Origin of the sequence: Parachlamydia sp. AcF125 (genome assembly GCF_018342475.1) — a bacterium.
GTDB lineage: Bacteria > Chlamydiota > Chlamydiia > Chlamydiales > Parachlamydiaceae > Parachlamydia.
Map to the genome: position 1 here is coordinate 869,413 of NZ_JAEMUD010000001.1, position 26,947 is coordinate 896,359.

At 42.7% G+C, this 26,947-nt stretch carries 26 protein-coding genes; 17 read left to right on the plus strand and 9 right to left on the minus strand.

Annotated elements, in window-relative coordinates:
* Positions 1-39 precede the first annotated feature (39 nt).
* On the minus strand, positions 40-216 hold the full coding sequence (locus PARA125_RS03420) for a hypothetical protein (RefSeq protein WP_213157305.1): 177 nt from the start codon (positions 214-216) through the stop codon (positions 40-42).
* A gap of 446 nt (positions 217-662) precedes the next feature.
* Between PARA125_RS03420 and PARA125_RS03425 the strand changes: the two genes are divergently transcribed.
* The 9 genes from PARA125_RS03425 (at position 663) to PARA125_RS03465 (ending at position 9,014) form a co-directional block, all read left to right on the plus strand.
* Positions 663-1,805, plus strand: a complete 1,143-nt coding sequence (locus PARA125_RS03425; protein ID WP_213157306.1) for a branched-chain amino acid transport system II carrier protein — start codon at positions 663-665, stop codon at positions 1,803-1,805.
* A gap of 279 nt (positions 1,806-2,084) precedes the next feature.
* Positions 2,085-3,143: a dTDP-glucose 4,6-dehydratase gene (rfbB, locus tag PARA125_RS03430; RefSeq protein ID WP_213157307.1), complete on the plus strand. Its 1,059-nt coding sequence runs from the start codon at positions 2,085-2,087 to the stop codon at positions 3,141-3,143.
* Between the two features lie 2 nt (positions 3,144-3,145).
* Positions 3,146-4,030 carry a glucose-1-phosphate thymidylyltransferase RfbA gene (gene rfbA, locus PARA125_RS03435; protein ID WP_213157308.1) on the plus strand — a complete coding sequence of 295 codons (885 nt, stop codon included), beginning with the start codon at positions 3,146-3,148 and terminating at the stop codon, positions 4,028-4,030.
* 14 nt (positions 4,031-4,044) lie between these two features.
* Positions 4,045-4,587, plus strand: coding sequence for a dTDP-4-dehydrorhamnose 3,5-epimerase (rfbC, locus tag PARA125_RS03440; protein WP_213157309.1), 543 nt, complete (start codon positions 4,045-4,047; stop codon positions 4,585-4,587).
* A 344-nt stretch (positions 4,588-4,931) separates the two neighbouring features.
* Positions 4,932-5,552, plus strand: coding sequence for a L,D-transpeptidase (locus PARA125_RS03445; protein ID WP_249274150.1), 621 nt, complete (start codon positions 4,932-4,934; stop codon positions 5,550-5,552).
* A gap of 64 nt (positions 5,553-5,616) precedes the next feature.
* Entirely contained in the window at positions 5,617-6,327 is a 711-nt protein-coding gene (rnc, locus tag PARA125_RS03450) for a ribonuclease III (RefSeq protein WP_213157311.1), read from the plus strand.
* 11 nt (positions 6,328-6,338) lie between these two features.
* The gene (radA, locus tag PARA125_RS03455; RefSeq protein ID WP_213157312.1) at positions 6,339-7,712 is read left to right on the plus strand and encodes a DNA repair protein RadA; all 1,374 of its coding nucleotides are present in this window, start codon (positions 6,339-6,341) and stop codon (positions 7,710-7,712) included.
* Positions 7,696-8,388, plus strand: a complete 693-nt coding sequence (locus tag PARA125_RS03460; RefSeq protein WP_213157313.1) for a hydroxymethylbilane synthase — start codon at positions 7,696-7,698, stop codon at positions 8,386-8,388. Before radA ends, PARA125_RS03460 begins: the two co-directional genes overlap by 17 nt.
* Positions 8,367-9,014, plus strand: a complete 648-nt coding sequence (locus PARA125_RS03465; RefSeq protein ID WP_213157314.1) for a uroporphyrinogen-III synthase — start codon at positions 8,367-8,369, stop codon at positions 9,012-9,014. The genes PARA125_RS03460 and PARA125_RS03465 overlap by 22 nt, the downstream gene beginning before the upstream one ends.
* 553 nt (positions 9,015-9,567) lie before the next feature.
* On the opposite strand, the gene PARA125_RS03470 is transcribed toward PARA125_RS03465, so the two are convergent.
* The gene (locus PARA125_RS03470; protein WP_502920489.1) at positions 9,568-9,744 is read right to left on the minus strand and encodes a transposase; all 177 of its coding nucleotides are present in this window, start codon (positions 9,742-9,744) and stop codon (positions 9,568-9,570) included.
* Between the two features lie 397 nt (positions 9,745-10,141).
* Here PARA125_RS03470 and PARA125_RS03475 point away from each other — a divergent pair, with 397 nt between their 5' ends.
* The 5 genes from PARA125_RS03475 (at position 10,142) to PARA125_RS03495 (ending at position 13,617) form a co-directional block, all read left to right on the plus strand.
* Positions 10,142-10,756 carry a Fe-Mn family superoxide dismutase gene (locus PARA125_RS03475; protein WP_213157316.1) on the plus strand — a complete coding sequence of 205 codons (615 nt, stop codon included), beginning with the start codon at positions 10,142-10,144 and terminating at the stop codon, positions 10,754-10,756.
* A 201-nt stretch (positions 10,757-10,957) separates the two neighbouring features.
* Positions 10,958-11,863 carry an acetyl-CoA carboxylase, carboxyltransferase subunit beta gene (gene accD, locus PARA125_RS03480; protein ID WP_213157317.1) on the plus strand — a complete coding sequence of 302 codons (906 nt, stop codon included), beginning with the start codon at positions 10,958-10,960 and terminating at the stop codon, positions 11,861-11,863.
* A gap of 21 nt (positions 11,864-11,884) precedes the next feature.
* Positions 11,885-12,334: a dUTP diphosphatase gene (dut, locus tag PARA125_RS03485; protein WP_213157318.1), complete on the plus strand. Its 450-nt coding sequence runs from the start codon at positions 11,885-11,887 to the stop codon at positions 12,332-12,334.
* 63 nt (positions 12,335-12,397) lie between these two features.
* Positions 12,398-12,847: a PTS sugar transporter subunit IIA gene (locus tag PARA125_RS03490; protein WP_213157319.1), complete on the plus strand. Its 450-nt coding sequence runs from the start codon at positions 12,398-12,400 to the stop codon at positions 12,845-12,847.
* A gap of 23 nt (positions 12,848-12,870) precedes the next feature.
* Entirely contained in the window at positions 12,871-13,617 is a 747-nt protein-coding gene (locus PARA125_RS03495) for a PTS sugar transporter subunit IIA (RefSeq protein WP_213157320.1), read from the plus strand.
* Between the two features lie 55 nt (positions 13,618-13,672).
* Here the strand turns inward: PARA125_RS03495 and PARA125_RS03500 are convergent, their stop codons facing one another.
* The 6 genes from PARA125_RS03500 to sufB form a co-directional block, all read right to left on the minus strand.
* On the minus strand, positions 13,673-16,234 hold the full coding sequence (locus tag PARA125_RS03500; RefSeq protein ID WP_213157321.1) for an ATP-dependent Clp protease ATP-binding subunit: 2,562 nt from the start codon (positions 16,232-16,234) through the stop codon (positions 13,673-13,675).
* A 294-nt stretch (positions 16,235-16,528) separates the two neighbouring features.
* A complete protein-coding gene (locus PARA125_RS03505) occupies positions 16,529-17,473 on the minus strand; it encodes an L-threonylcarbamoyladenylate synthase (RefSeq protein WP_213157322.1) in 945 nt (314 codons plus the stop codon).
* Positions 17,474-17,482: 9 nt separating this feature from the next.
* A complete protein-coding gene (locus tag PARA125_RS03510; protein ID WP_213157323.1) occupies positions 17,483-18,718 on the minus strand; it encodes an aminotransferase class V-fold PLP-dependent enzyme in 1,236 nt (411 codons plus the stop codon).
* Positions 18,719-18,730: 12 nt separating this feature from the next.
* A complete protein-coding gene (sufD, locus tag PARA125_RS03515; protein WP_213157324.1) occupies positions 18,731-20,038 on the minus strand; it encodes a Fe-S cluster assembly protein SufD in 1,308 nt (435 codons plus the stop codon).
* Positions 20,035-20,796 (minus strand): Fe-S cluster assembly ATPase SufC, encoded by a 762-nt coding sequence (gene sufC, locus PARA125_RS03520; protein ID WP_213157325.1) that lies wholly within the window; start codon positions 20,794-20,796, stop codon positions 20,035-20,037. The genes sufD and sufC overlap by 4 nt, the downstream gene beginning before the upstream one ends.
* Before the next feature lie 16 nt (positions 20,797-20,812).
* Positions 20,813-22,249, minus strand: a complete 1,437-nt coding sequence (gene sufB, locus PARA125_RS03525; protein ID WP_213157326.1) for a Fe-S cluster assembly protein SufB — start codon at positions 22,247-22,249, stop codon at positions 20,813-20,815.
* A 753-nt stretch (positions 22,250-23,002) separates the two neighbouring features.
* On the opposite strand from sufB, the gene PARA125_RS03530 reads away from it, so the two are divergent.
* The 3 genes from PARA125_RS03530 to PARA125_RS03540 all read left to right on the plus strand — a co-directional run bounded on the left by PARA125_RS03530 (position 23,003) and on the right by PARA125_RS03540 (position 25,302).
* Positions 23,003-23,851 (plus strand): RluA family pseudouridine synthase, encoded by an 849-nt coding sequence (locus PARA125_RS03530; protein ID WP_213157327.1) that lies wholly within the window; start codon positions 23,003-23,005, stop codon positions 23,849-23,851.
* On the plus strand, positions 23,844-24,317 hold the full coding sequence (locus PARA125_RS03535; RefSeq protein WP_213157328.1) for a hypothetical protein: 474 nt from the start codon (positions 23,844-23,846) through the stop codon (positions 24,315-24,317). Before PARA125_RS03530 ends, PARA125_RS03535 begins: the two co-directional genes overlap by 8 nt.
* Before the next feature lie 106 nt (positions 24,318-24,423).
* Positions 24,424-25,302: an aldose epimerase family protein gene (locus PARA125_RS03540; RefSeq protein WP_213157329.1), complete on the plus strand. Its 879-nt coding sequence runs from the start codon at positions 24,424-24,426 to the stop codon at positions 25,300-25,302.
* Positions 25,303-25,327: 25 nt separating this feature from the next.
* Here PARA125_RS03540 and PARA125_RS03545 read toward each other — a convergent pair whose 3' ends face one another.
* The gene (locus tag PARA125_RS03545) at positions 25,328-26,929 is read right to left on the minus strand and encodes a hypothetical protein (RefSeq protein WP_213157330.1); all 1,602 of its coding nucleotides are present in this window, start codon (positions 26,927-26,929) and stop codon (positions 25,328-25,330) included.
* Positions 26,930-26,947 lie beyond the last annotated feature (18 nt).

Sequence of the window (26,947 nt, forward strand, 5' to 3'; positions counted from 1 at the left end):
ATCAGTCGTAAAAGACGACTTTAATTGCCATGCTATGCTTTAGAAAGATATTCCAACTAGCAGCCTTTCATACCGAGCTAAGTCAACTTTGACATCGAGCTTTAAAGCGTAGTGGGCAGAGGCGCAAACTAACAAGGGATCGGTTTGGAAAGCGGGTAAAAGTATAGAGGGATTCCAAAAGTAATATTTCACCCTTATCCGGAAGGGCGTCTCCACCCCACTTCTCCTGGGTAAAATCGTATGTATATGCAGTAAGGCTGCCCTTAGGGACGCATCAATGGAGATTTTCCATCACGCCTTAGTTTGAGTTCATGAGCATTTTTCCTTGAAAAAATAACAATTTTTTGATATACTTTTTATAAACTTTCATAGAAAGAAACTATATAAAGGATTAAAAATGTATAAGTATTCAAAAGTTTTGTGTACTCAACATCAAAGCCATCAAATGCCCTTTTCTCTCCTTATTTCTCCTCTTTCTATTATTATTTCCCTAATTATTTAATTCTTATTTTTATTGCTTCTCTTCAAAGAGAGCAACAGCCAAATTTTCGTATTCATATTAGTTTTTTGAAAAAAAGTCCTCTCTTTTAGGCATAAGTGTGAAAAAAGCCGGTTTACTTGAGAGCAAATAAACCCAGACTAGTTAAAAATAGGATTCTAAAATGAAAAATAAATCTCTTGTCGTAAGCACTGGCCTAGCGATGTTTTCGATGTTCTTTGGCTCAGGAAATCTTGTATTTCCTTTAACTGTAGGGCGTGAGGCGGGGGGGCACTTTGCTTTGTCCTCTCTGGGATTTTTACTGACAGGGGTGCTGGTTCCTTTCTTAGGCGTTTTAGTCATGTTTTTGTACCGAGGGGAAACCCACTCCTTTTTTTCTTCTTTAGGAAAAGGAGCGGCTTTTTGGTTTTCCCTCTGTGCCCTTTCTCTTATGGGGCCTTTTGGGGTGTTGGCGCGCTGTATAGTGGTGGCCCATGGCACTTTTGGCTTAGTCGTTCCCGGGGTATCCTTGCCTTTTTTTAGCATCCTATCTTGTGCTGTCATCTTCATGCTCACCTTGAACAAGCGAAAAATCGTGTCCTTTCTCGGTACTTATTTGACCCCTATCCTTTTACTGTCCTTAGGGGCGATCGTCTTGTTAGGATTATGGCATGGAAGTTTCCCTGCAGATTATACTGTGACCAAGTGGAGCGCTTTTCAAATGGGATTTCTAAAAGGGTATCAAACGATGGACTTGTTAGCGGCATTTTTCTTTTCCACCTTCATCCTTGAGCATTTACAGAAAAATTCGGCTCAAGAATTAAGCCAAAATACATTAATTAAAATCTTTTTTAAAGCTTCTGTGGTAGGGGCGAGTTTGTTGTCCATCATCTACATCGCGCTTGTCACTCTAGGAACCGTTTACGGAGAATCTTTTAGAGAGGTTCCTCAAGAGCAATTGCTAGGCCTGATAGCTGAGCAGGCTTTAGGATCTTACGCCTCTCTTGTATTATGTGTGGCCGTTGTCTTAGCTTGCTTGACTACCGCCATCGTCTTAGCCTCTTTATTTGCAGACTTTTTACGGACAGAAGTTGCAAAAGAGAAGATTTCTGCTCCCTTTTCTTTGCTTGTCACGCTTTCGATCGCTTTTACGGTTTCAACCTTTGAATTTGCCGGGATTGCGGGATTTCTAGGACCTTTACTTGAAGCGATCTATCCAGCTTTAATTACCTTGACAGTTTTAAGCATTGTTCACAAGTTATGGGGATACCAATTACACCGCTGGCCCATCGCAGCAACTCTTGCAACCAAGGTCTTGTGGTTCTAAACCTATGCGCTTGAAGGGGAAAACTGGCGAATTTTCCCTTTTTCTTTCATTTCTTTGCACACTTATTTTGGATTTTTTATTCGAAAATGGTAGGTTTTGTATTTCTGGCGGGATCTTTGGAGGTTCGTGTGTGTAAGAGCCACGACAGGATTTTTTCTTAGAAAAAAGTTTTGGTAGCTGTTGGTTAAGTTAAAAGCAACTGAAGCTCCAAGCAGAAAACCGAAAATCCTGGTTCCTACAAATAGGACTAGGGGTGGATAGCGGAGGAGTTGCAAGCAGATGGTTTTAGTGACAGGGGGAGCAGGTTTTATTGGGTCAAATTTCATCCGAAATTGGCTTCAGTATGAAAAAGATCCAGTCGTCAACCTCGACAAATTAACGTATGCGGGAAACCTTCATAATTTATCAGAAGTTTGTGAAAATCCCCTCTATCGTTTTGTTCGAGGAGATATTCAAGATCGCGCTTTAGTGCGCGAAATTTTGCTCCAATATCAACCCCGTGCAATCATTCACTTTGCAGCTGAATCTCATGTAGATCGCTCGATTCACTCTCCCTCTAATTTCATCCAAACAAACATTTTAGGAACTTACTGTTTGCTTGAAGAGGCGTTGGCCTATTGGAAGGAACTCTCAGATGAGAAAAAGAAGCATTTCCGCTTTCTGCACATTTCCACAGACGAGGTGTTTGGGTCCCTTTCTCCCTTTGCTCCGGCTTCTACAGAAACGAGTGCCTACTTGCCTAAAAATCCTTATTCGGCCTCCAAAGCTGCCGCCGATCATCTAGTAGAGGCGTTTGGCCACACTTACCAGCTGCCCATTTTAATTACGCGCAGCGCCAATAACTTTGGCCCTTGCCAATTTCCAGAAAAATTTATTCCCCATCTTATTTTACAAGCCATGCAGGGCAAACCTATTCCCCTTTATGGAGATGGATTGCAAGTGCGCAACTGGATTTATGTACAAGATCATTGCAATGCCATTCGGAAGGTTTTGATTCAAGGCACAGTGGGAGAGTCCTACAATATCGCAGGCATAAAGGAAACCACAAATTTGGAATTAGCTGAATGGATATGTGAAATTTTGGACGAACTTAAACCTGATGCTTCAGTTCGCCCTCATTCTTCTTTGATCGTCCATGTTAAAGATCGCCCAGGACATGATCGCCGCTATGCTTTGGACGGATCAAAAATAGGGAAAGAGTTGAGCTGGATGCCAGAAGCTAGTTTTGAAACTCAATTGCGAGAAACCCTTAAGTGGTATTTAAACCATCCTGGATGGGTTAATAACATTTTGTCTGGCGAGTATCAAAATTGGATTAAACATCACTATCAAGGATAAAAATGAGAAAAGGGATTATTTTAGCCGGGGGGAATGGAACAAGGCTTTATCCTCTTACTATGGCTTTATCAAAGCAGTTATTGCCAGTCTACGATAAACCCCTGATTTATTATCCCATTTCTACCTTAATGTTAGCGGGAGTTCGAGAAATCTTAATTATTTCCACTCCTCATGATCTTCCCCGTTTCCAACAGTTGTTAGGGGATGGTTCACAGTGGGGACTAGACTTTTATTATGCCTCTCAGCCTCATCCTGAAGGTTTAGCTCAGGCTTTTATGATTGGGAAAACCTTTATTCAAAATCAACCCTGTGTCCTCACCTTAGGAGACAATATCTTTTTTGGAAACGAGCTTAGCCAGCGTTTAAAAGCAGCCGAAAAGACAGAAGAGGGAGCGACAATCTTTGCCTACAAAGTTCATAACCCCCAAAGATATGGAGTGGTAGAGTTTGATGAAAATAGGCAACCGATCAACATTATAGAAAAACCTGCCATGTCCAAGTCAAGGTATGCGGTGACAGGTTTATATTTTTACGATCACCAAGCTTGTGAAATCGCGGCTCAATTGAAGCCTTCTAAAAGAGGGGAATTAGAAATTACGGATTTGAATAATCATTATCTGCAGCAGGGTAATCTCCGTGTCCAAGTATTTGGAAGAGGGATGGCATGGCTTGATGCAGGGACCTTTGAATCTTTGCTTGAAGCTTCGGTCTTTATCCAAACTATTCAACACCGACAAGGAGTTAAGATTGGCTGCTTGGAAGAAATTGCCTTCCGCATGGGGTATATTGGGGAAGAACAATTGGAAAAGTTAGCCCATTCTATGCGCGAGAGTGATTACGGAGCCTATTTGTTAGGACTCTTAGATGAACAAAATCTGAAACTTTAACAGCTTGAGGGAGCATGAACATTCTCAAAACAGAAATTCCCGAGGTGCTGTTGATTGAACATAAAGTATTACGCGACGCGCGAGGGTTTTTTTTAGAAAGTTATCGCGCCTATGATTTTGCTAAAGGGTTAAATATCTCTGCAAATTTTGTGCAAGATAATCACTCTCATTCCATTCAAGGGGTATTAAGGGGTTTGCATTACCAATTAAAAAGGCCGCAAGGGAAGCTTGTAAGAGTTATTTCAGGGGAGATTTTCGATGTGGCGGTTGATTTACGTCAATCCTCTCCCACTTATGGAAAATGGGTGGGGAGGTATCTCTCCGCGGAGGCTCCTGCTTCTCTGTGGATCCCTCCTGAATTTGCGCACGGCTTTTTAGTTTTATCTCCTCAGGCAGACGTGTTGTATAAAACGACTGATTACTATGACCCTTCTTCTGAATATTGCTTGAGATGGGATGACCCTCATGTAGGAATTGAATGGCCTTTACAAAAACCCCCTTTGTTGTCAAAAAAAGATAGGGAAGGGAAATTTTTTAAAGACTTACCCCCTTTTTAATTCTCCTGAAGATAAAGTCTCTTGAGTTGCTTATCTAGCAAATACTTAAGCGTTTTATTGCATAAAAAATAGGCCTCGTCTACCCTAAAAAGGGGCGAAGAAAAGGATAAGAGAGAATCCTAAAAGTTTGAGGAGATTTTAAAGGCAAATCGAAAATGATTATTTTTTCCAGCTTAGTGTAAATAAAAAGTTTTTTTATCCAGAAAAAGCGCTGAAAATGAATTTCAAACAGGTAAAAATAAATTTTAAATAATAGTTTTTACCTATGCCTTCTTCTCCCTTGAGGTTAAACGCCATCCATGATAAGGTGCCTTTTCATTAAATACCATGATTCCATAATGTACATGAAACGCACGATTTCCATTTTAATCTCTTTGGGGTTGTTATTAATCTTGAATAACCCGTTGCAAGCGCACTCACTACCCAAGCAACTGGTAGATAGAATGAAGGAATTGAGGCAGCCGCTAACACCTCATGTGATTGTAGTAGATGTGACCTCTCAAAAATTGTTCTTATTCAAGGACCATAAAATAGTCGCGAGTTACCCTGTTTCAACTGCTGCTAAAGGAACAGGTCAAGAAGCTAACAGCTATAAAACTCCCCTCGGTGTTCACCGCATTGCAGAAAAAATTGGAACGCATGCTCCTCTTAATGCGATTTTTATCGAAAGAGTGAATACGGGAAAAATTTGGACTCCTTTTGCTAAAGCTAAGCAAGGAGCCGATCTTGTCTTGACACGTATCCTGTGGTTAGAAGGCTTAGAGAAAGGCTTCAATAAAGGCAAAGGCAAAAGGGGGGAAAATGTAGACAGTTTTCAAAGGTATATTTACATCCATGGCACAAATGCTGAAGGTTTAATTGGAACTCCCGCCTCAAAAGGATGTATTCGCATGAAAAATGAAGACTTGCTCTCGTTGTTTGCGTTTATAGATCCTGGATCTATTGTGTATATTGCGCATTTTTAAAAGGTTAAAGAAAAAAATCGTTCTATCCACTATACTTGTTACTGTTTTACATTTTAATGGTTGTATGAAAGCATTGGATTTATTAATTCCCCATATTTCAAATATTGAAACAAAGTTAGGCTATGAATTTAAGGATAAGGACTTATTGGCCTTAGCTTTTGTCCACCGTTCTTTTATCAATGAAAATCGAGAAATTCACGAGCACAATGAGCGTTTAGAATTCTTGGGAGATTCTGTGTTAGGTTTGATGATTGCAGATTACTTATACCGCAATCTCCCTTCCACCCCCGAAGGAGAACTCTCTTATTTAAAATCCAGGCTGGTGGAAGCAAGTTCTTGTGTGACATACATTCATAAATTAGATCTCGAGCAATTTTTGCTGCTAGGGCGGGGAGAGAGGATGAATGATGGCAGAGGCAGAGAATCCATCCTTGCTGACTTACTTGAAGCCATTATTGGGGCCGTTTATTTAGACGGAGGATTAGAGAGCGCCAAAGCCTTTCTATTCAAAAATTTTTCCGCTGAGATCGAAGCGATTTTAAAAACCCCCGTGCGCAATTGGAAAGCCTTGCTTCAAGACTATTGCCAGAAAAAATATCAAACCACCCCTTCTTATCACGTCATGGAGGAAAAAGGGCCCGATCATAGCAAAACGTTTAAAATTTCTGTGTTTTTAAAGGATGAGGAAGTTGGCAAGGGAGAAGGGGGATCTAAAAAAGAAGCCCAGCAGAAAGCAGCTGAGGATGCTCTTTCTAATATGGATATTCAGGAATAATGAGGTAAAGCGTGGCGATTAAGCAAAAAAACGTATGGTACTGCAGTGAATGTGGCCATAAACAGACAAAATGGTTGGGGCAGTGTCCCCAATGTTCCCGCTGGAATACCTTCCATGAAGAAGTGGAGTTCTTAGGGGGCACCCGGTTTGAGTCGGCTCCTTCTCTCTCCGCTAATAAACCCATGCGCATTAAAGAGGTGTCGTCGGTTGAAATCCCCCGCATTTCAACCCACATGCAAGAATGTGATCGTTTAATTGGAGGTGGGCTTGTTCCCGGTTCCCTGACCCTTGTAGGAGGCGATCCTGGAATTGGAAAATCCACTTTGCTGCTCCAGCTTTCAAATGCTTTAGCCATGCAGGGGTTAATTATTTTGTATGTTTGCGGAGAAGAATCTGTTGAGCAAACTTCCATGCGTGCAAAACGTTTAGGCGTTGAGACGGATAACCTTTATCTCTTAAACGAGACAAATTTTTCGGCTATTAAGGTGCAAATTGATAACATCAAACCGGATGTTCTCATTATTGACTCCATCCAGATTGTGTATAAAAGTGAGATTAGCTCTGCTCCTGGTTCAGTTTCCCAAGTGCGGGAAACCACGACAGAATTCATGCATTTGGCAAAAGGGCGTAGAATTGCCACTTTTTTAATCGGCCACGTCACTAAATCAGGAGAAATTGCAGGGCCCCGCGTGCTTGAGCATTTGGTGGATACCGTGCTGTACTTTGAAGGAGATAAGCAGCAGAATTACCGAATGATTCGGGTGGTTAAAAATCGGTTTGGTCCCACAGATGAGATAGCGGTATTTCAAATGAATTCGGGAGGGCTGACTCAAGTGCCTAATCCCTCCCATATCTTTTTAGAAGAAAGGACTAAAAATAGAGTGGGCTCAGTGGTCATCCCGACGATTGAAGGAACTCGGCCCATTTTGATTGAAGCCCAAGCTCTTGTAACCGAAACAGTATTTAGCACCCCTTCACGCCGCTGTACAGGCTTAGATCAAAACCGCTTAGCCCTTCTGTTAGCGGTGCTAGAGAAAAGAATGCGTTATCAATTGTATAAATGCGATGTATTTGTCTCGATTGCCGGGGGAATACGGGTTACCGAGCCAGGTTTAGATTTGGGCGTACTTTTGGCAGTGGCCTCTTCCATGCGCAATCGGGTGATCGATCCAGAAACCGCAGTAGTCGGCGAAGTGGGCTTAGGAGGGGAAATTCGCAGTGTTCCGCGAGTGGATAGCCGCATTAAGGAAGCTTTACACATGGGATTTACTCGCTGTGTCATTCCTAAACGAAACCTAAAAGGCGTTTCAGACGAAATCCGGCAAAAAGTCGCTTTAATTGGGGTAGAATTTGTGGAGGAGGCAGTAGATGCTCTCATTGCCTAAAGGGGTGCGAGTGGGCGCGCGCGAGTCTCCGTTATCCCAAGCTCAAGTTGCAGAAGTTCAACAAGCCTTAAAATGCTACCATCCTTTAATTGAATTAGTGCCAATTTGGATCCAAACCACAGGCGATAAAGAGCAAAAGATCTCTTTGCGCTCGATGGAAAAGACAGATTTTTTCACAAAAGAAGTGGATGAATTATTGCTATCTGGACAATGCGATATTGCGGTACATTCTGCTAAAGATTTGCCCGAACCTTTGCCTAAAGGTTTAACTTTAATCGCTTTGACAAAAGGAGTAGATCATAGAGATGCCTTGGTGTTGCGAGAGGGGCAAACCCTTGACAATCTTCCCTTGGGCGCCTTGATCGCCACCTCGTCGGAGAGAAGAGAACAGCAAGTTCGCATGCTGCGCCCCGATCTTCAATTTAAGGATTTGCGCGGAACAATCGGGCAACGCCTCAGCCTTTTAGAATCAGGGGCGGCTGACGGAGTTGTAGTGGCAGAAGCTGCGCTTATTCGCTTAGGGCTTAGTCATTTAAATCGGGTGTATTTGTCCGGAGAAACGACCCCTTTGCAAGGAAGATTAGCTATCCTGGCGAGAACAGGGCATGTCGAGATGCGCCAAATTTTTGCTTGTTTAGATGCCAAGAGTGGGCAATGTCTCGCATCCTTTACCTAGGGCTCACCGTTCCAGATGAATTGCATCAGCAGGCAATACATTGTCCTCTCATTAAAATCGTTCCTCGCGCCCTTTCTGAGCCCGATATTAGACTGGCTTTTGCCGATTTTCTTGCTTACACTCATCTTGTTTTAACTAGCCAAACCACGATTCCGCTATTTCTTGAAGCAGCCAACTTTTATCAACTAAGCCTGGATGCCATCCAAACCAAAAAGGTGGTTGCCGTAGGGCAAAAAACAGCGGCTAAACTTTCTCAGTATGGATTAAAAGCTGACTTTATTCCTCAAGAAGAAACTGCGGAAGGGATCAGGGACTTATTTGCCGATTGGGATAAAGATCTCGTCTATCCGTTCTGGCCCCATTCATCCCTTTCTAGGACTATTTTAAAGGATTTTTGGACCCAAAAGGAAATTAAATATCGCGAGTGCATTCTTTACGCCACTGTTACCAATGATGAGATCGTGCTGCCAGACCTTTCCTCAATCGATGAAATCATCTTCACAAGTCCTTCCACAGTCGATGCTTTTTTAGAAAGATACCAAAGCCTTCCAAAAGATAAAAAATTGACCTCTATAGGCCCTGTTACGGCTCGTCGGTTAAAAGAAGCAAAGGAGCAAATATTTTAATCGATTTCAATAGCGCTTGCTGCTGTTCAGCAGAACGGGGGAGCATTTGAGTACGCCGGTGCAGGGTCTAAAAAGATGAGGGTCTAGTGGTGTTAGCCGCTGTTCCCCCATCTGAGATTATTTTAAATTGATAAAAACTAGCTTATCTCCCAAAGATTGGAGATATCTCCTAGGGATAGCATAAGCATGGCAACAAGGGTTGGCCAAGCCTTAGTAGGCAAAGTTGGATGGCTGTTCTACCCCGGGGAATGACGTGCCAGCTTGCTAACAAATTCTTCTAATAAATCTTAAATGGCTGTTTTTAATAAAGCTGGGCAAATAAATGGGCAATTGCTATGAAGCTAGCCGCAATTTAAAAGAACTTGATGAAACTCTCTTTTAATGTTCATAAAAAATTAAAAAAACTTTCTTATAGCTAAATTTATCTCTTGCGCAGTAGCAGGAGTTAATTAAAACTAGGGTTAGAGGACAAGCTGAGCATTAAGTGATTAATAAATAAAAAGTTAAGGTTGATTTTGTTATGTAAAGGTAGGCATAAGTTGGGCTTAATTTCCTATTTTCTTTCTCTAAAGCTTTTAATCTTTGCGCTTCTGGAGACATTCATCCCACCGAATTTAGCCTCCCATGAGTAATATGTGGGAGGCGTTACGCTATATTTGCGGCAAACCTCAGCTACTGTCGCGCCCACTTCTACTTCTTTGAGTATTTGAATGATTTGTTCTTCTGAAATCTTTTTTTAATTGTTTGTACCTTAAATTTATTAAATTTTAGCACGAATCTCTATTTCTTTTTGGATGATTTTTATGGGACAAGGTCAGTTGGCATTTCTGCATGCCAGCGAAAGGTTGGAAGGCGATATGGAAGTAGCGCTTACCCCTGTTCGGAGGAAGAGAGGGGAGAGTGCTTTAGTGGGTTAATGAACGGCTTAAATCCGAATAAGCAACAATTATTTTTTAAGGTTTGCATTTCTTTCGAAGCTAAATTTTAAGTACACTTCCGTTCTTTATTGAATGAAGTACAAGGTGCGAGGAAAGTTGAATTTCTTTTCAACTGCTTGCCAAAAATATTCTTAATCATTCAGAATGCCCTAAGATTCTGTTTAACCGTTAACTTTAAAGGAGTCCAATATGACGCATCAATACAAGCTACCCGATTTGCCATACGATTTTGGGGATTTAGAACCGGTTATTTCTAAAGAAATTATGTCGTTGCATTATAACAAACACCATGCAACCTATGTGGCGAATTTAAACAAAGCTTTAGAGCAATATGCAGATGCTGAAGCGAAGCAGAACCTTCCGACGATGATTGGATTGCAATCCGCTATTAACTTCAATGGGGGCGGACACATCAACCATTCGATTTTTTGGACAAATTTAGCTCCTCAAAAGAGCGGGGGTGGAGATCCTCCACAAGGGGCCATCGCAGAAGCCATTCAGAAACAATTTGGCTCTTTGGATAAATTTATCGAAATCATGAACGCCAAAACGGCTGCCATTCAAGGTTCTGGTTGGGGTTGGCTCGGCTATTGCAAAAATAAAAAACAACTCGAGATTGCGACCTGTGCTAACCAAGACCCCCTAGCGGCCAAAGGGCTTGTTCCTTTGTTGGGAATTGATGTGTGGGAACATGCTTATTATCTCCAATATAAGAATGTGCGTGCTGATTATCTAAAGGCCATTTGGAGCATTATTAATTGGAAAAACGTGGAAGAGCGTTTCTTAAAAGCTAAAGGAGAGTAAGTTTGGGATTCTCAACATGTCTATTTTTTAATTTGCATGTTGAGAAGTTTAAAAATGGGAAAACATCTTGAGTTAATCCCCTCTGTCTCGTAAACTAACACTTGTCATTAATCACAAAATATGTAACTTGCTGGAGCTCTTAAACTAATGATTTAAATTGGAGTAAATGGGTTTCTAGCTAAGCTACGACTGAGGGTAAAGATGGGCTTGTTTTCCCGCGATAAACCAAAAATTAAAATCCAAACGACCAAAAGAGATGGGTTTAGTGGATGGTTAAAATGCACGCATTGTAATGAGCTCATTCACACTAATCAAATTGAGCAAAATAATAATTGCTGCCCAAAGTGTGATTATCATTACCGTTTATCTGTAGAGGAAAGGCTAAAGTCCTTGGTCGATCCTGATACCTTCCAAGCGATGTTTAATGAATATCAACCCGTTGATTCTTTAGGTTTTGTGGACACAGAACCTTATCCTGAGCGTTTAGCCTCTGCAAGAGAAAAATCTGGCCGTGATGAAGCGATAGTGGTAGGGCGCTGCCAAATGGATGGAAGACCAGTCGCGCTTGGCATCATGGACTTCCAATTTATGGGAGGCTCCATGGGCTCTGTGGTAGGTGAAAGGTTAACGCTCTTGATTGAATATGCCCTCTCTCATCGGATCCCTTTAGTGATTGTTTCCACCTCAGGGGGAGCTCGGATGCAAGAATCGGTGCTATCCTTAATGCAAATGGCTAAAACTTCCGGCGCATTGGCAAAACTTCATGAAGCCAAAATCCCTTATATTTCCGTTTTGACAAATCCTACAACGGGCGGAGTGACAGCTTCCTTTGCTTCTTTAGGGGATATTATCATTGCGGAACCGAATGCTTTGATTTGTTTTGCCGGGCCGCGCGTCATTGAGCAGACCATTGGCCAACAGCTTCCTCCGGGGGCTCAAAAATCTGAATTTTTGCTTAAGCATGGGATGATTGATTGTATTGTGAGGCGCTCTGAATTAAAGGGCAAAATTGTAGAATTTTTAGATTTCCTTGCTGCAGATTTAAAGGAAATCACTCCAGACTCTTCGCAAGAAAATGGAAAGAAAAAAGGTGGGGCTAAGCGTTAGCCCTAAAAGAAAGAGGAATATATGGATTCTGATGGTTGTCATGTATGGATAAAAACTGAAGAGGGAGTCTCTTTGCCGGCTTATGGATCAAGCGGGGCCGCTGGAGCTGATGTAAGAGCATATCTCAAAGAGGATGTGATCTTATCCCCAGGTTGTAGCGCACGCATTCCTACGGGGATTTATTTCGAAATTCCCACGGGATTTGAAATTCAAGTTCGTCCGAGGAGTGGTTTGGCTGCCAATCACCAAATTACCGTGTTAAATACCCCGGGTACCATTGATGCGGATTATCGTGGGGAGTTGCAAGTGATCTTGATAAACCACGGTAAAGAGCCTTTTATCATCACAAATGGTATGCGAATTGCTCAAATTGTTCTTTCTCCTGTTGTGCAAGCAACTTTTGCATTTAAAGAACAACTCACTGAAACGGCACGCGGTACTGGCGGCTTTGGACATACTGGACTCCATTGATACGCCCAACGATTAATTGATTCGCCTAACGATTATCAGCTATTTTCTAACAAACGAACCTCTATGATTAAAATATCCAAATATTTGGATCCAACTCTTGTCACTTTTTTAGACGTCGATACTCGCGATGAAGTTCTTTATCAATTGGTCGAAATGGTTTACAACGCCAATTTGATTAAAGATAAAGAAGCTTTTTATCAAGCGATTATTGAAAGGGAAAAAATTGTGTCGACCGGCATTGGAATGGGTGTGGCACTTCCACATGCTAAGCTTGCCTCTTATGACCATTTTTTTATTGCGATCGCGGTATTGCGCAAAGGGATTGATTGGAATGCGCTAGATCATGCTCCTGTTAGAATCATTTTTATGATTGGCGGTCCAGATGACAAACAGACGGAGTACCTCCAGATCCTATCTTCGCTGACTTTAATGTTAAAAGATGAGCAAAGAAGAAAAAAAATGTTAACTTTGAATTCAGGAGACGCTATTCTTGCGCTTTTCGATGAAACTTAAATGTTAAGACAGGAGGCTAGTCTATGGATTTAAAAATCAAAGATGTTGCAGATCTTCTCAATGTATCTGAAACCACGATTCGTCGATGGTTGGTGGATCGAAAAATACCTGCTTATCGAATTAACCATCAATATCGCTTTAGCCGAATTGAAATTGAAGATTGGGTATTAAAGCATAAGCTGGGGAAAACACAGGAAGAGGGTTATTCTCCCTTTGTTAAGCAAGGGGGCTCTGCCAAGCCAAAAAAGAATCCCTCTAAAGAGGGAGAAAGCGCCACAGGGGGTAGTAAGCAATACGGATTATATCGCGCCATCCACAAAGGAAATGTTTTACACCATGTCCCCGGAGCTACTAAAGAGGAAGTGATCAAGAATGCTACAGCCATTATTGCCAACGATCTCAATTTAGACGCAGGAGTGTTGACAGACCTTCTTTTAGATAGAGAAAATTTACAACCGACCGCCTTAAACAATGGAATTGGGATTCCCCATACGCGAGATTTTGTCTTAAATACCCATCACGATATCGTGGTGGTGGTATTTCCTCAAAAACCCATTGAATATGGGGCATTAGATGGGAAACCTGTCCATACCCTCTTTTTCTTGTTTGCTTGTGAAGACAAACGGCATTTGCATCTACTCGCCAAAATTGCACATTTGAGCCATCAAGCGACCACATTAGAGCTTTTGCAAAGTAAACCTGATAAAGAAGCGTTTTTAGAATACGTCAAAAATTGGGAAAGTAGCATCCAAAAAGTGCAAAACGCTTAATATCTCTTAAGATCACGATAAGAATCTCTTACCGTGATCTTTTTAAGGCTTTAACTTAACGAGGGCTAGACAGGGGGATAGAGGCGTCTTCCTCTTGACTAAGCTGCTTATTCTTCTCAGTCAACACCAAGTGATCTCCCTCTGCAGAAACCAGATAATGAAACTTCTCATCGGGATGCAGCAAGATTTTTTCTGCAAGCGGATCCTCTAGATACTGCTCGATCGTGCGGCGTAGAGGACGTGCTCCCATCTCGGGTTGGAACCCTTGGTCGACCAAGAAGTTTTTGGCCTTCTCATCCAGTTCAATGGTAATATCTCGGCGAGCAAGCCTTTTTTGAACTTTCACGATCTCCAGTTCAATCACTTGGAGAAGAGCTTCGCGCTGGAGCGGATGGAAGATAACCATGTCATTCAAGCGGTTTAAGAACTCTGGCTTGAAGTGTTTTTTAGTGGCTTTTTCAATTTTCTCCTTAATATTAGAGTAGTCCATCAAGCTTTCCATAGCCCCAAAACCCACTTCGGTGCTTTTCTTGATTAAGTCAGCTCCTAAGTTGGAGGTCATGATAATAATTGTGTTGCGGAAGTCTACTTTGCGCCCAAACGAATCGGAGAGACGCCCCTCTTCCAAAATTTGCAAGAGTAGGTCCATCACATCGGGATGAGCTTTTTCGATCTCATCAAAAAGAACAACTGAGTAAGGTCGTTGTCTGACTTGCTCAGTGAGCTGGCCCCCTTCTTCATGCCCCACATATCCGGGAGGAGAACCTGTCATGCGACTTACCGCAAATTTCTCCATATATTCGGACATATCCACTTGGATGAGCGCGTCTTCTCCTCCAAACAGGTGAATAGCTAGCAGGCGGGCCAATAGCGTTTTTCCCACGCCTGTGGGCCCAAGGAACATGAAGGCCCCAATCGGGCGATTTGGATCTTTAATGTCCGCGCGACTCCGCCTAATCGCCCGACTGACAGTTCTAATGGCTTCATCCTGACCAATAAGTCTATTGCGCAAAATTTCTTCCATTTTGAGAACTTTTTGCGTTTCTCCTTCTGTGAGTCGGTTGATCGGGATACCAGTTTGACGAGCCACCACGTTGGCAATATCTTCATCTTCGACCACGACTTCATGTTCTTCTTTATTGATCTCCCATTGGGCTCTAAGCTGTTGAAGCTGTTCTCTCAAAGTTTTTTCTTTATCCCGTAATTTAGCCGCTTTTTCATACTCTTGCTTGCTAATGGCTTCTTCTTTGCCTAGGCGGATTTCTTCAATTTCTGTTTCAAACTTGCTAATATCTTGCGGCTGATTCATCATCGAAATGCGCATTTTAGCCCCTGCTTCATCGATCAAATCAATGGCTTTGTCGGGTAAGAAGCGTCCATGGATGTAGCGGTCGGACAAAACAGCAGCAGCTTCTAAAGATTGCTCAGTATAAATGCATTTATGGTGTTCTTCATATTTGCTTTTTAATCCCGTCAGGATTTGAATAGTTTCTTGCACACTTGGGGGTTGAATGATAATTTTCTGAAAGCGACGTTCAAGCGCTGCATCTTTTTCAATGTGCTTGCGGTATTCATCCACGGTGGTGGCCCCGATACATTGCAATTCTCCGCGTGAGAGAGCAGGTTTTAAGATATTAGAAGCGTCGATCGCCCCTTCTGCAGCGCCCGCTCCTACGATGGTGTGCAGCTCGTCAATGAAAAGCAAAACGTTGCCGTTTTTTTTGATTTCTTCCATGACCGCTTTAATCCGCTCTTCAAATTGGCCTCGGTATTTTGTGCCTGCAATCATGAGAGCAAGGTCGAGAGTGATCAATTTTTTCTTACGCAGGTTATCGGGGACTTCCCCTTTAACAATCGCTTGGGCCAATCCTTCCACAATCGCCGTTTTGCCTACGCCTGCTTCGCCCACGAGGACAGGGTTGTTTTTGCGACGACGGCAAAGGATGAGGATCAAACGCTCAACTTCCTCGCGGCGACCAATCACGGGGTCCATTTTGCCTTCGCGCGACATTTCTGTTAAATCATGTCCATAAGCACGTAAAGCGGGCATTTTATCGCTTGAGCCGCCGGCATTGCCTGTCGGTTTTTCAAAAGATTTAGGGCCCGCAGAAGCAGAAGGGCGCACTTGAGAAGCTTCTTGCGAACTGCTGCTTGCTCCGATCGGAGGTAACTGAAGATTAAAGGTTTCAAGTTCTTTTAAAACTTCTTTGCGCACTTCTTTCAAGTTAACATTGAGATTTTCAAGAACTTGAGCTGCCACACCGTCCGTTTGCCTTAATAGGCCCAATAGAAGATGTTCCGTCCCGACATAGTTGTGATTCAAGTTCGCTGCTTCTTCATTGGCATATTCAAAGACTTTTTTAACTTTTCCTGTTAAAGCTGGATCGCCGTAGACTTGAATTTCAGGGCCATATCCCACCAATTTTTCAACTTCAGCGCGTACAGTTTCGAAGTCGATGTTTAGGTTGCGCAATACATTGACGGCAACTCCTTGGCCTAGCTTAAGAAGTCCTAGCAAGACATGCTCTGTACCTAGATAGTTATGGTTTAACCGCTGAGCTTCTTTTTTTGCTAATTTGATCACTTGCTTAGCGCGGTTGGTGAATTTATCAAACATAATGTCTACTCACTTGTTTGGTATTAAATGCCTTAATGACCTGAACTTTGGATTTTTCTTCTTGATCTTTCAGTCGATTTTAACTTAGCTGACAGGTTATTTTCTGCGAAAATCTGTCACTGAGGTTAATTTTGCTCTAAATCTCTTCCAACTACCACCCAAAGTTCAGGTTAATGAACACAGAGACGAGAGCCTTATCGTGCAACACACTTCGTGATTTCTTCGAAAATTGCTTTTCCAAAGAGAGCTTTCTAAACTTCAATTTAGGATGGGGCCTATTTTTTTTGCAAATTGTTAAATGGTGGAAGAAGGGCAACTTGCTCTTTTTAAACGCTCAGAAATTGTAAGCCATAATCCTTTTTGTGGGAAGTCACTATCCACCCATATTCTCTGAACTTTAGCATCATCTAAGGAACGTAAAATATTGTAAAGGTTTTCAGCAACTTGTTGGGGATTATCCGATTTTCCCAAGGAAAAAACTTGGCACCTTGGATATTGCCGATCTGAGAAGCCCAAAACATACCCAATCGACTCAGGAGGCGTTTTGGGGTCTAACACTAACTCAGCTTTAGGCGCATAATGGCGGTACATTTGGCCGGGGCAAAGAGGTTTAGCTGAGTTTTTTTCTTTTCTAACCGCCGGCAGATAGCCAAGCACCGCTTGAAATTGTTCGGGTGCTAAAGAGCCTAACCGCACGACCTCCCAGTGGGGAGGAGTAAAATATAAAATAGTCGATTCCAATCCGCAGGTACATTTTCCTCCATCTAAAACCGGGAAATTCACTCCAAAATCTTCTTCTACCCGATGGACTTGGGTGGCGGAGGGTTTTCCTGATAAATTGGCCGACGGCATCACTAAGGGGCCTACTTTTTTGATAACCTCTTGAGTTAAAGCGTGATTGGGAATCCGAAAAGCTGCCGTCATAAGTCCTGCTCGCGCGTTAGGGGGAATAGTAGAGGGGCGAATGGGGAGGACTAATGTCAAAGGTCCGGGCCAGAAATGCTCGGCAAGTAACTCGAAATAAGGAGGTAGAGAATCTGCATAAGTCTGAACCTGCTGATAATGGGAGAGATGAATAATTAAGGGGTTATCTGCCGGCCGATTTTTTAAGGTAAAGATGCGGTTGATTGCTTGTGGGTGACTTAAAGAAGCGGCAAGACCATACACTGTTTCAGTGGGAAGCCCCACAACTTCCCCCTTGGAAAGTAATTCACAAGCTTTTTCCATTAAAACACGCATGACAACCTTCTAACGAAAAAGGACGGCAATCTCTTGCAACGCTTCTGCAAATGCCTCAATTTCTTCTTTGGTATTATAGAGTCCAAAAGATGCTCTGGCGGTGCCTGGAAGGTGAAAGCGTTTCATAGCGGGCTGAGCACAATGGTGTCCTGTCCGGATCGCCATCCCTTTTAAATCGAGCATTGTGCCAATATCTAAAGGATGAATCCCTTCCATAATAAAGCTGATGATGGCTCCTTTTTGTGGGGCGGTGCCGATGACTTTAAAGCCGGGAATTTCAGTCCACAATTGCGTGGCATAGAGTAAAAGCTCGTGTTCCCAAGCTTGAATTTCTTCCCTTCCAATAGCTGTGAGATAATCAAGTGCAGCCCCTAATCCAATCACCTCGGCAATCATAGGCGTTCCAGCTTCAAATTTGAGCGGTAAAGTGTTATAAGTGGTCTTAGTCAAGGTGACATTGTCGATCATATCCCCACCCCCTAGGTAGGGAGGCATCTTTTCTAGCAGAACTTCTTTTCCATATAAAATCCCAATTCCTGTAGGGCCATAAGTTTTATGCCCCGAGAAAACGTAGAAGTCTGCCTCGAGATCTTGTACGTCGACTGGTACATGGGGAGCTGCTTGCGCTCCGTCAATCAAAACTTTGGCTCCCGCTTCATGGGCAAGCTGAATGATTTTTTTGATAGGATGTAAAGTGCCCAAAGCATTTGAAATATGGGCCACTGCCACAAGCTTTGTTCTTTCTGTCAGCAGCTTTTGATAAGCCTCCAGGATAAGCTCTCCCTGGTCATTAACAGGGATCACTTTGAGTATAGCGCCTCGATCTTCACAAAGCATTTGCCAAGGGACAATATTGGAGTGGTGCTCAATCTCCGAAATGATGATCTCATCTCCTGGATGGATAAAAGCTTTGCCGAAAGAATAAGCCACTAAGTTAATCGATTCTGTAGTGCCGCGTGTAAAAATAATCTCCTCTGGTCGCTTAGCATTTAGAAACTGCATAGCTTTTAGGCGTGCGGCATGGTAAAGGTGACTAGAATGCGCTGCAATCTCGTAAATCGCCCGATGGACAGTTCCATACCCTTTTTCATAAAAATGGGTCATGCTATCGATCACCACTTGCGGCTTTTGGGCAGTAGCGGCAGAGTCAAAATAGATTAAAGGTTTTCCATGCATCCTTTGGGAAAGCATGGGAAAATCAGACCGATAATCGGAAACTTTGTTGAGCTTTTTAAAGTAACTCATCCTCACCTCCGCTTATAAAAAAGTTTGCATGCGCTGAGCTAACAGTTGACGAATAGAAGGGATAGAAATTTTGTTAAATACTTCTTGAGCAAATCCCTCGATTAACAACCGCTTTGCATCGGCAGGGGAGCAGCCGCGCGTTTCTAAATAGAAAAGTTGCTCCTTGTCTAGTTGGCCGACTGTCGCCCCATGCGAAGCTTTAACATCGTCAGCAAAAATCTCCAGATTGGGCTTGCTCTCCGCGCGCGCGATATCGCTCAAAAGAATATTATTGTTCAATTGGAAGGCGTTCGTTTTTTGAGCTGCTTGTCGAACTAAAATTTTGCCTTCAAAACTTGAGTGGCTGGACCCGTTTAAAATTCCTTTAAAAAGTTGAAAAGAGTGGCAGTGGGGGCTTTGATGATCCACGAGAACATGTGTGTGGGCTTCCCGTTTTTCATTCAAGGACCAGGTTCCATTCAACTCAGCATGGGCGTTTTCTCCATTTAACACCACCCGGTAGTCATGGCGAGTTGTAGCACTCCCTTCAGTGGTATGTACCGCTACAAAGCGACTGTTTTTTTTAAGATAAGCGCGAGTCGAAGCCATCAGCCAGCATTCCTGGGGAAGCGAGTGAGAAACTTGGGTATAGCGGACAGATGCTTGATCTTCGATCGCAAAATCAGCCCCTTGGTTGACCCAATAAGCCCCTCCAGACAAAGAACTGTGCGTGGAGAGGACGTGGAGTTCCGATTGCGAACCTACAAAAAAATGGAAACGAGGCATAGCCAAACACGAGCTGTCATCAGCATCCATGATTTCTAATACCTGGAGCGGTTTTTCCACTTGCAAACGGGGGGGAATATAGACAAATATCCCATCTGTATGGATGGCCGCATTTAAAGTGGCAAAGGGGTCAGCTTCCTCCAACAAGGTCTTTCCCCATTGGTTGGTCAAAAAGGCTCCAAAGGAGCGGGTTGCTCGCTCAAGAGGGGTTACTACCACCTTAGCGGGTAATCCCGAAAGATCTGACAGCTCAGGCGCGTAATGTCCATTGACAAAAACAAGGACCGATTGAGTGCATTCAGGGGCAATCAAATCTGTCAGCTGGGCTTTTTCTAAGGAAGACTTACGTGCGGCCGTATAGGTACGCGCAAACAGCTTGCGCAAGGGAACATAGCGGAAAACATCGCTTTTAGGAGCGGGAAGGCCTAGTTCCAAAAAATGGTCCCATGCTTTTTGTCGAAGTTTTTTTAATAAGGGATCGGCAGCCACATTGTAGAAGGCCTCTTCAAGAGAAGAGCGAAAAGCCTCGAGATTCGAATGAGAAAGTGTTGTCATTCTCCGACTCCTTGGGTCGACTCGATCAGCCAGTCGTATCCTTTGCTTTCCAATTCGAGGGCGAGTTGGGGGCCACCAGTTTGCACGATTTTGCCATCCAACATGACGTGTACATAAGTGGGTTTAATATAATCTAATAATCTTTGGTAGTGGGTAATTAAAATGATCTCTGTGTCGGGTGTCATAAGCTGATTCACGCCCCTTGCCACAATGCGCATGGCGTCGATATCTAAACCTGAATCTGTTTCATCCAAAATCGCCAGTTTAGGAGCTAAGATAGCCATTTGTAAAATTTCGTTTCTTTTTTTCTCCCCACCTGAGAATCCCTCATTTAAGCTTCGCTCTTTAAACTCGGGTTTAATTTCCATCAACTTCATTTTTTCGTCCAAAAGCTGCTCAAATTCTTCTAGAGCAAGCGTGGGCTCATTTTTTGCTTTCCGATTGGCGTTGTAGGCCGTATGCAAAAATTGGATATTGCTAACCCCCGAGATTTCCACTGGATATTGAAAGCTCATGAATAAACCGAGATGGGCTCTTTCTTCAGGCTCTAATTCCAAGATGTCTTGATCGTTAAAAAGGACCTGCCCTTCAGTCACTTCATAAGCCGGATGTCCAGCTAAGATTTTGGCTAAAGTGGATTTTCCCGCTCCGTTGGGCCCCATAATGGCGTGAATTTCTCCGGGGGAAACTGCTAGGTTTAATCCTTTTAAAATAGGTTTGCCTTCCACAGAAGCGTGTAAATTAATGATTTTAATCATGGTAGTTCCTAAACCTTTATCCCACAGAATTTTCAAGTTTGAGAGTTAATAACTTTTGAGCTTCAACCGCAAATTCGAGGGGAAGTTCACGGATCACGTCTTTACAAAATCCGTTCACAATCATGCTAATTGCATCTTCTTGAGAGATCCCACGTTGCCTAAAGTAAAAGAGTTGCTCTTCGTTTAATTTAGAGGTAGAAGCTTCGTGTTCTACAGACCCCGAGGCATTGCCCACTTCGATATAAGGAAATGTGTTGGCGGAGCATTGATCGCCCACTAACATGGAATCGCATTGGGTGTAGTTACGCGCTCCTTCTGCCTTGGGGGCAACTTTAACGAGTCCTCGGTAACTATTGTGAGAGGAGTCTGCCGAAATTCCTTTAGACACAATGGTGGAGCGGGTATTTTTGCCCAAATGAATCATTTTAGTGCCTGTGTCTGCTTGCATTTTTCCATTTGTGAGAGCTACAGAGTAAAATTCTCCCACCGAATGATCTCCTTGTAAAATACAGCTGGGGTATTTCCAGGTAATAGCCGCACCCACTTCCACTTGGGTCCAAGAGATTTTAGAATGCACACCTGCGCAGCGTCCCCGTTTTGTCACAAAATTGTAGACCCCTCCTTCACCTGTTTTAGGATGGCCAGCATACCAGTTTTGCACCGTCGCATACTTAATTTGGGCGCGATCGAAGGCAATCAGTTCTACTACTGCTGCATGCAACTGGTTGTTGTCATAAGCGGGAGCTGTACAACCTTCCAGATAACTCACAAAAGAGTCTTCTTCGGCAATAATCAAGGTGCGTTCAAATTGACCAGACTCTTTATCGTTAATCCGGAAGTAAGTGGAAAGTTCCATGGGAGAAATAACCCCTTTGGGAACATATACAAAAGAGCCATCAGTGAAAACTGCTGAATTCAGCGCAGCGAAAAAGTTGTCTCCACTGGGCACAACCGAACCCATATATTTTTCCACCAGCTCCGGGTATTTTTGAATGGCTTCTGATATCGAGCATAAAACTACGCCAGCTTCATCCAGTTTCTTTTTAAAAGTCGTGCCAATGGAAACCGAATCAAAGACCATGTCCACCGCCACATTGGCTAAGCGCATCTGTTCGTCCAAGGGGATCCCTAGTTTTTGAAATGTTTTAAGGACTTCAGGATCCACATCATCTAAGCTTTGATGTTGGGGCTTCATTTTAGGGGCAGAATAATAACGGATATTTTGATAGTCGATAGAAGGGTATTCCGCATTCAACCAATGAGGCTCTTCCATTTCCAACCATTTGCGATAAGCCTTCAAACGGAAATCTAACATAAAGGCGGGCTCATTCTTTTTTTCCGATAAAGCGCAGATCACGTCTTCGTTGAGGCCTTTAGCAAAACTGTCTGTTTCAACATTTGTTACAAATCCATATTTGTAATCAGAATCTTGAAAATTGGGCTGTGCGTTCATTTTAGCTCCTGCTCCTTCGCCTCTTCATGGCGCGTTTTAGAGAGTGAAGAAGTCTAGTTTATAAACAATTTATTGTCAATTTTTCCAAAGATCGCTTTTCCCCGATCTTGGTATTTAAAGCCAAGCGTAAATCCTCAAGGACAGGGGCGGATTGCTAGCTTTTCCCCATTTTCTCGTCTCCTAGCGGGTCCAAAGGCGTTTCAAATTTTCTTAAAACATGGGCTTTAGAGGAAAGTTATGGCATAAGTTCCCATTAGCTTCTGGCGGAGGACTATTTGTTAAGGCAAAAAAATATCCCTACTTTTCCCTCTTTTGCTTATTATTTTCTCTCAACAGAGGGTTTCTTTTTCAAAATTGTCAAGGGGTAGCCTAATATCACGCCCCTCTCTTGCGCAGGCGAGCTTGATTTTTTGCTAAAGAGCACCAGTTTTTCGCCACGTAAACTAGGGACATTTGGCCGATCTCATGCGAAAGGGGAACTTCAAGCAGAGATTATCGATAGGCATTTTTCCCCAGCGCGATTTCTTTGCTGTATTAGAGCGTGAATTTAACAGCCCGTCTTTCTCTGATAGGCGCCATGCGAGCCCCTTTTTATAGTAAAATAAAATTTTTTTAGCTTTACAGAGAGATTATACCGACAAAAACTTTGTTATGCAAGTTGGCTATCGCAATTAAAAATAAGGTTGGAAAAGATCTTCTATTTCCCCAAATGAATTTTTGTGATAAAGTCAAGAGTTTTTAAGGAATTAAAATATGCAATATACGCTTTTAGGCCCATTAACTGTTCTCGAGGCCTTAACCAAATTATCTCCAGATAGTTCTAAAACTACGTTGCGCGAGTGGTTAAGAGATGGGCGTGTTTTTGTAGACGGTCAACTCGTTAAAATTGCTTCTACCCCTCTACAATCAGGCCAAACCATTTCATTGGGAAGCAAGCCCGCGCGCAAAGAAAAAGTGCCTATTTTATACGAAGACCCCCATTTAGTGGTGATAGAGAAGCCGGCAGGCTTACTGAGCGTGGCCACGCATTTTGATAAAACGCATACCGCGCACGCTTATTTAAAAGAGCGGTTTAGACCACGTAAAGTCTATGTCGTGCACCGCTTAGATCAAGAGACGTCGGGAGTGATGCTTTTTGCTCTAAGTGAAGAAGGGTATTTTGGGTTAAAAGAGCTGTTTGCGAACCATGATATCGATCGGCAATACACCGCCGTTGTTCATGGAAAAATGCCTCAACGAGCGGGCACCTGGCGATCTTACCTGTATGAAGACAAAGCGTATGTGGTGCATTCCACCCAAGATCCTGAAAAAGGGGAACTTGCCATTACCCACTTCCAAATTTTAGAATCCCGCTCCTCTTATTCCCTTTTGAAACTCACCTTAGAAACGGGGAAAAAAAATCAGATTCGAGTCCATTGTGAAGAAAATGGGGTGCCTATCGTAGGGGATAAAAAATATGGAGGGGAAGAAAGCATCATAGCGCACAGGTTGTGTCTACACGCTCATCACCTGGGATTTGTTCACCCCATTTATAAAAAGGAGATGTCCTTCGATTCCCCCATTCCCGAGAAATTTTACCGGTATTTAAAAACTCATGTATAAGAATCGCGGTTGGTTTATTTTTCTTCTCCTGATAGGATTGCCTACCTTATTTTTTAGCGGCATAACTTTTTATAATTTATATCAATATTCTCGCCTCGATTCAAAAACACAAGTGGCAAAAATTGAATGGTCTATTGTCAAACAAGAGCCTTGGTCAATTTTGAACCTCGTAGGATGGGGAGAAGAGCGGTATGCTTTAAAAACACTTTTTGAATTTGAATACGAAGGGGTTTTTTATAAAAAAGAAGCCTTAGCGGATTCTTTTCGCTTTCGCAATGAATGGGCTGCTAGGCAAGAAATTGCTCAGGAGCAAAATAAAAAACAGTTTGTGTGGTTTCAATCGACCAATCCGCGGCAGGCTTCTTTGCAAAAAACTTTTCCTTTAAAAGGGTGTATTTCGGCTTGTGTGCTCATCGGAATTTTTATTTATTTTATCTGTTTAGGCTTTTCAGTAAGGCCTAATTAGAGGCTCTCATAAGAAGTCTCTTTTTCTTTACAAAAAATATTTCCGCTAAAAGAATGGGTATAAAGCTTCTCCTTCGATCGAAGCTTGCTTTATTTAAGGAAAATGCATGCCCCCTATTATTTTAAGAAATGTTACGCCAACAGGAATTCCATTAGAAGCCATTTTTCTTCCTGAGCTAGGAATGAACATGATCAGCTATAAGCAGGGAAAGATTGAAGTGATCGATCAATCTACTCGCCCCTTGTTTGAAGAACGGTTTGCAGGCCTGGGAGCTTTGATAGGTCCCCACTTTCATCATAGGCTTCCTGCTACTATTCCCCCCATCGCCGATGAATCGTTATTTCCCCATATTGCGCGCGTCAAACAAAAGGGGGTGCATGAGCCATTTTCCCATGGGATTGGGCGTTACGCTTCTTGGAAGGCGGAAGCCACCCCTACGGCGCTAGAAGCTCACTTGAGTGGTGACGATGAATGGCGAGGGGTGAGGTTATCGTGCCTAGAAGGGCAAAATTTTCAAATGCATTTTCGAGCTGAGCTGACGCCCAAAGAGCTGAAAATCCATTTTTCGGTGGCCAGCGAAACCAGCTCACTCGTCGGTTTGCATTACTATTATGCTCTGCCTCAAGGTAAGGGTACGGTGCATTCTCGTATACAATCCCATGTTTTAGAGAACAGCGCAAAAAAGCCTCCACGTTGGAAAATGAATGAACAGCAGGAAGTTGCCATTTCCCTAGGGGAGGAAGAGATAGATACCACTTTCTTTCCCTTTACAAACCCGCAAAGCGGAAAAATTCTTTTAGATGCAGGCAGTTATCAGCTTGAGAAAAGGTATCGATGCGACTCTCCGGAAAACGCCTGGCAGCTCTATCATCCCAAAGCTGCCTCCTTTGTTTGCATCGAGCCGTTAAGTTCCCAAGATCCTCGCCACCCCCACTTAACGCGGAGTGCTCTTCAGGTTGAAATAGAAATTTTAGAGGCCCCTTGAGAGAGGCGGTAAGATAGCCGCATCCCTATGGTAATTTAACTTTGCTGGGAAAAGGAAAACCCTGTATTTTTAGAGCGAACCTTAAAATAAGCCCCATCCTCTTTTTATAAGCTTTAATTCCCTTTAAATCGAGGATACGATTCATCACTGCAGCTCGATCTGAGTATGGGTTAGCATATTTATTCAGGAGAAGAATAAGGTATAGAAAAAGAAGGGGTTCTTTTGTTTTTGCGAGGTTAGCAAATCCTTGATCGATAATTTTATCCAGCCCTTCTTTTAAACCCTTTTCTTGTCCTACGGTGAGCCAGCGAGCAACTGCCCAAGAAGGCTCCAATGCTTCTTTGGGATAGCATTTAAATAATAGAGGGTTTTCTAAGATAAATTGATCGAGTTCTTGTTTATTTAAGCTGTTAAAATGCTCTGCTGAAAGATATTGCATCCCTTGCTGCTGGGTGAGGAGTAGGGGATCCATCTTTAACCGATCTAAAATGGTTCGTTCAAACCTTTCCTGTTCTTCGGCACTAAAATATTTACCTTTTGCTTTATCATAAAAAGCCTTAAGAACTAGATAACCGATATACCGTGCTGGCTGCTCTATTTTTACACTATCAGGATAAAGAAGGTTATCCATTAAATTAGTACTCAATTGCCTAATCCCCCCTAATAAATGTGCGTCTCCCTTGGATGAATGGGTATGATCGCCAAATGATAGCTTTCCTTTGTATGCTTCAAGAAGGTTTTCAAAGAAAGATTCAGTATTCACATTGATATCCTCATCTAACATGGCCCGGCTTCCCAGCAGAACGCTATTGTCATCCATTCTAAAAGCCAATCCCCCTTTATCCCGTATCACCTCATCAATAGCTGCTCTTAGAGATTTCTCATCCTTGTTATAGCGGACCACCTTAAAGGGAGGATCCTGCCATTTCGGAATATCCTTATCCTGGGAGACTAATACGATAGAGTCCGCTTTTAATGCCCATTCCCCTGTAATAAAGGTATCGTGGGTAAATATGTTGACGGCTTGCTCCATCAGCGTTCCTAAGGGAGTTAAAACTGCCATAGAGCGGTTATCCCAGGTAAAGCCCGAGTGAGGGCGGACAAGCTCTCCCAGGGAAAAATGAATCGTATTATAAATACCGGGAATCGCTTCTTTCGCTTTGGCTCCCTCAGCGTAATCTGCAAACGGCCTTAATATTCCGTCCTCCGGCAGGTGTTTAGTGGCATGGATTGCCCAGATTTTATTCTTAAGCTGTGCCGCGGTTGGCTTTAAATTTTGGTTAAATTCTTTTAAAGAAATTTTATTTTTTTTGAGTCCCCGCTTTCCTAAAGTAAATATTTTGATAAGCACGTGGAGAATCCTGACGAGAAGCTTGTGGTTGTAGCGATCGATGATTTGGTTGATTGATTTGAGATGGGCGTGACATGTGCGATAAGATTCGAGACCTGTAAAAATAGGCTTTTGTAAAGAATTGACTTTTTCGACAAGGGTGCTCAGGTTCGTAATGTCACGAGTTTTGCCTATTTTGCGAAAGGTAAGTTTATTTTTTATGGGGTTAAAAGCAACCTTATAATTTTGAGAGAGATAGTCTGTAGGTTTATCAAACTTAGAAGAAAGAGTCAGCATAAAAAAATTCCAAATTTT

Excerpts from the sequence above, each read along its gene's own strand:
- PARA125_RS03445 (WP_249274150.1), top strand. The coding sequence starts at position 4,932 with ATGAAACGCACGATTTCCATTTTAATCTCTTTGGGGTTGTTATTAATC.
- dut (WP_213157318.1), top strand. The coding sequence starts at position 11,885 with ATGGATTCTGATGGTTGTCATGTATGGATAAAAACTGAAGAGGGAGTC.
- PARA125_RS03510 (WP_213157323.1), bottom strand. The coding sequence starts at position 18,718 with ATGAGTTACTTTAAAAAGCTCAACAAAGTTTCCGATTATCGGTCTGAT.
- PARA125_RS03530 (WP_213157327.1), top strand. The coding sequence starts at position 23,003 with ATGCAATATACGCTTTTAGGCCCATTAACTGTTCTCGAGGCCTTAACC.
- PARA125_RS03465 (WP_213157314.1), top strand. The coding sequence starts at position 8,367 with ATGTCTCGCATCCTTTACCTAGGGCTCACCGTTCCAGATGAATTGCAT.
- rfbA (WP_213157308.1), top strand. The coding sequence starts at position 3,146 with ATGAGAAAAGGGATTATTTTAGCCGGGGGGAATGGAACAAGGCTTTAT.
- rfbB (WP_213157307.1), top strand. The coding sequence starts at position 2,085 with ATGGTTTTAGTGACAGGGGGAGCAGGTTTTATTGGGTCAAATTTCATC.
- PARA125_RS03425 (WP_213157306.1), top strand. The coding sequence starts at position 663 with ATGAAAAATAAATCTCTTGTCGTAAGCACTGGCCTAGCGATGTTTTCG.
- rnc (WP_213157311.1), top strand. The coding sequence starts at position 5,617 with ATGAAAGCATTGGATTTATTAATTCCCCATATTTCAAATATTGAAACA.
- PARA125_RS03500 (WP_213157321.1), bottom strand. The coding sequence starts at position 16,234 with ATGTTTGATAAATTCACCAACCGCGCTAAGCAAGTGATCAAATTAGCA.
- PARA125_RS03545 (WP_213157330.1), bottom strand. The coding sequence starts at position 26,929 with ATGCTGACTCTTTCTTCTAAGTTTGATAAACCTACAGACTATCTCTCT.
- rfbC (WP_213157309.1), top strand. The coding sequence starts at position 4,045 with ATGAACATTCTCAAAACAGAAATTCCCGAGGTGCTGTTGATTGAACAT.
- PARA125_RS03460 (WP_213157313.1), top strand. The coding sequence starts at position 7,696 with ATGCTCTCATTGCCTAAAGGGGTGCGAGTGGGCGCGCGCGAGTCTCCG.
- PARA125_RS03495 (WP_213157320.1), top strand. The coding sequence starts at position 12,871 with ATGGATTTAAAAATCAAAGATGTTGCAGATCTTCTCAATGTATCTGAA.
- PARA125_RS03535 (WP_213157328.1), top strand. The coding sequence starts at position 23,844 with ATGTATAAGAATCGCGGTTGGTTTATTTTTCTTCTCCTGATAGGATTG.
- accD (WP_213157317.1), top strand. The coding sequence starts at position 10,958 with ATGGGCTTGTTTTCCCGCGATAAACCAAAAATTAAAATCCAAACGACC.
- PARA125_RS03475 (WP_213157316.1), top strand. The coding sequence starts at position 10,142 with ATGACGCATCAATACAAGCTACCCGATTTGCCATACGATTTTGGGGAT.
- PARA125_RS03540 (WP_213157329.1), top strand. The coding sequence starts at position 24,424 with ATGCCCCCTATTATTTTAAGAAATGTTACGCCAACAGGAATTCCATTA.
- PARA125_RS03505 (WP_213157322.1), bottom strand. The coding sequence starts at position 17,473 with ATGCGTGTTTTAATGGAAAAAGCTTGTGAATTACTTTCCAAGGGGGAA.
- sufC (WP_213157325.1), bottom strand. The coding sequence starts at position 20,796 with ATGATTAAAATCATTAATTTACACGCTTCTGTGGAAGGCAAACCTATT.
- sufD (WP_213157324.1), bottom strand. The coding sequence starts at position 20,038 with ATGACAACACTTTCTCATTCGAATCTCGAGGCTTTTCGCTCTTCTCTT.
- PARA125_RS03490 (WP_213157319.1), top strand. The coding sequence starts at position 12,398 with ATGATTAAAATATCCAAATATTTGGATCCAACTCTTGTCACTTTTTTA.
- sufB (WP_213157326.1), bottom strand. The coding sequence starts at position 22,249 with ATGAACGCACAGCCCAATTTTCAAGATTCTGATTACAAATATGGATTT.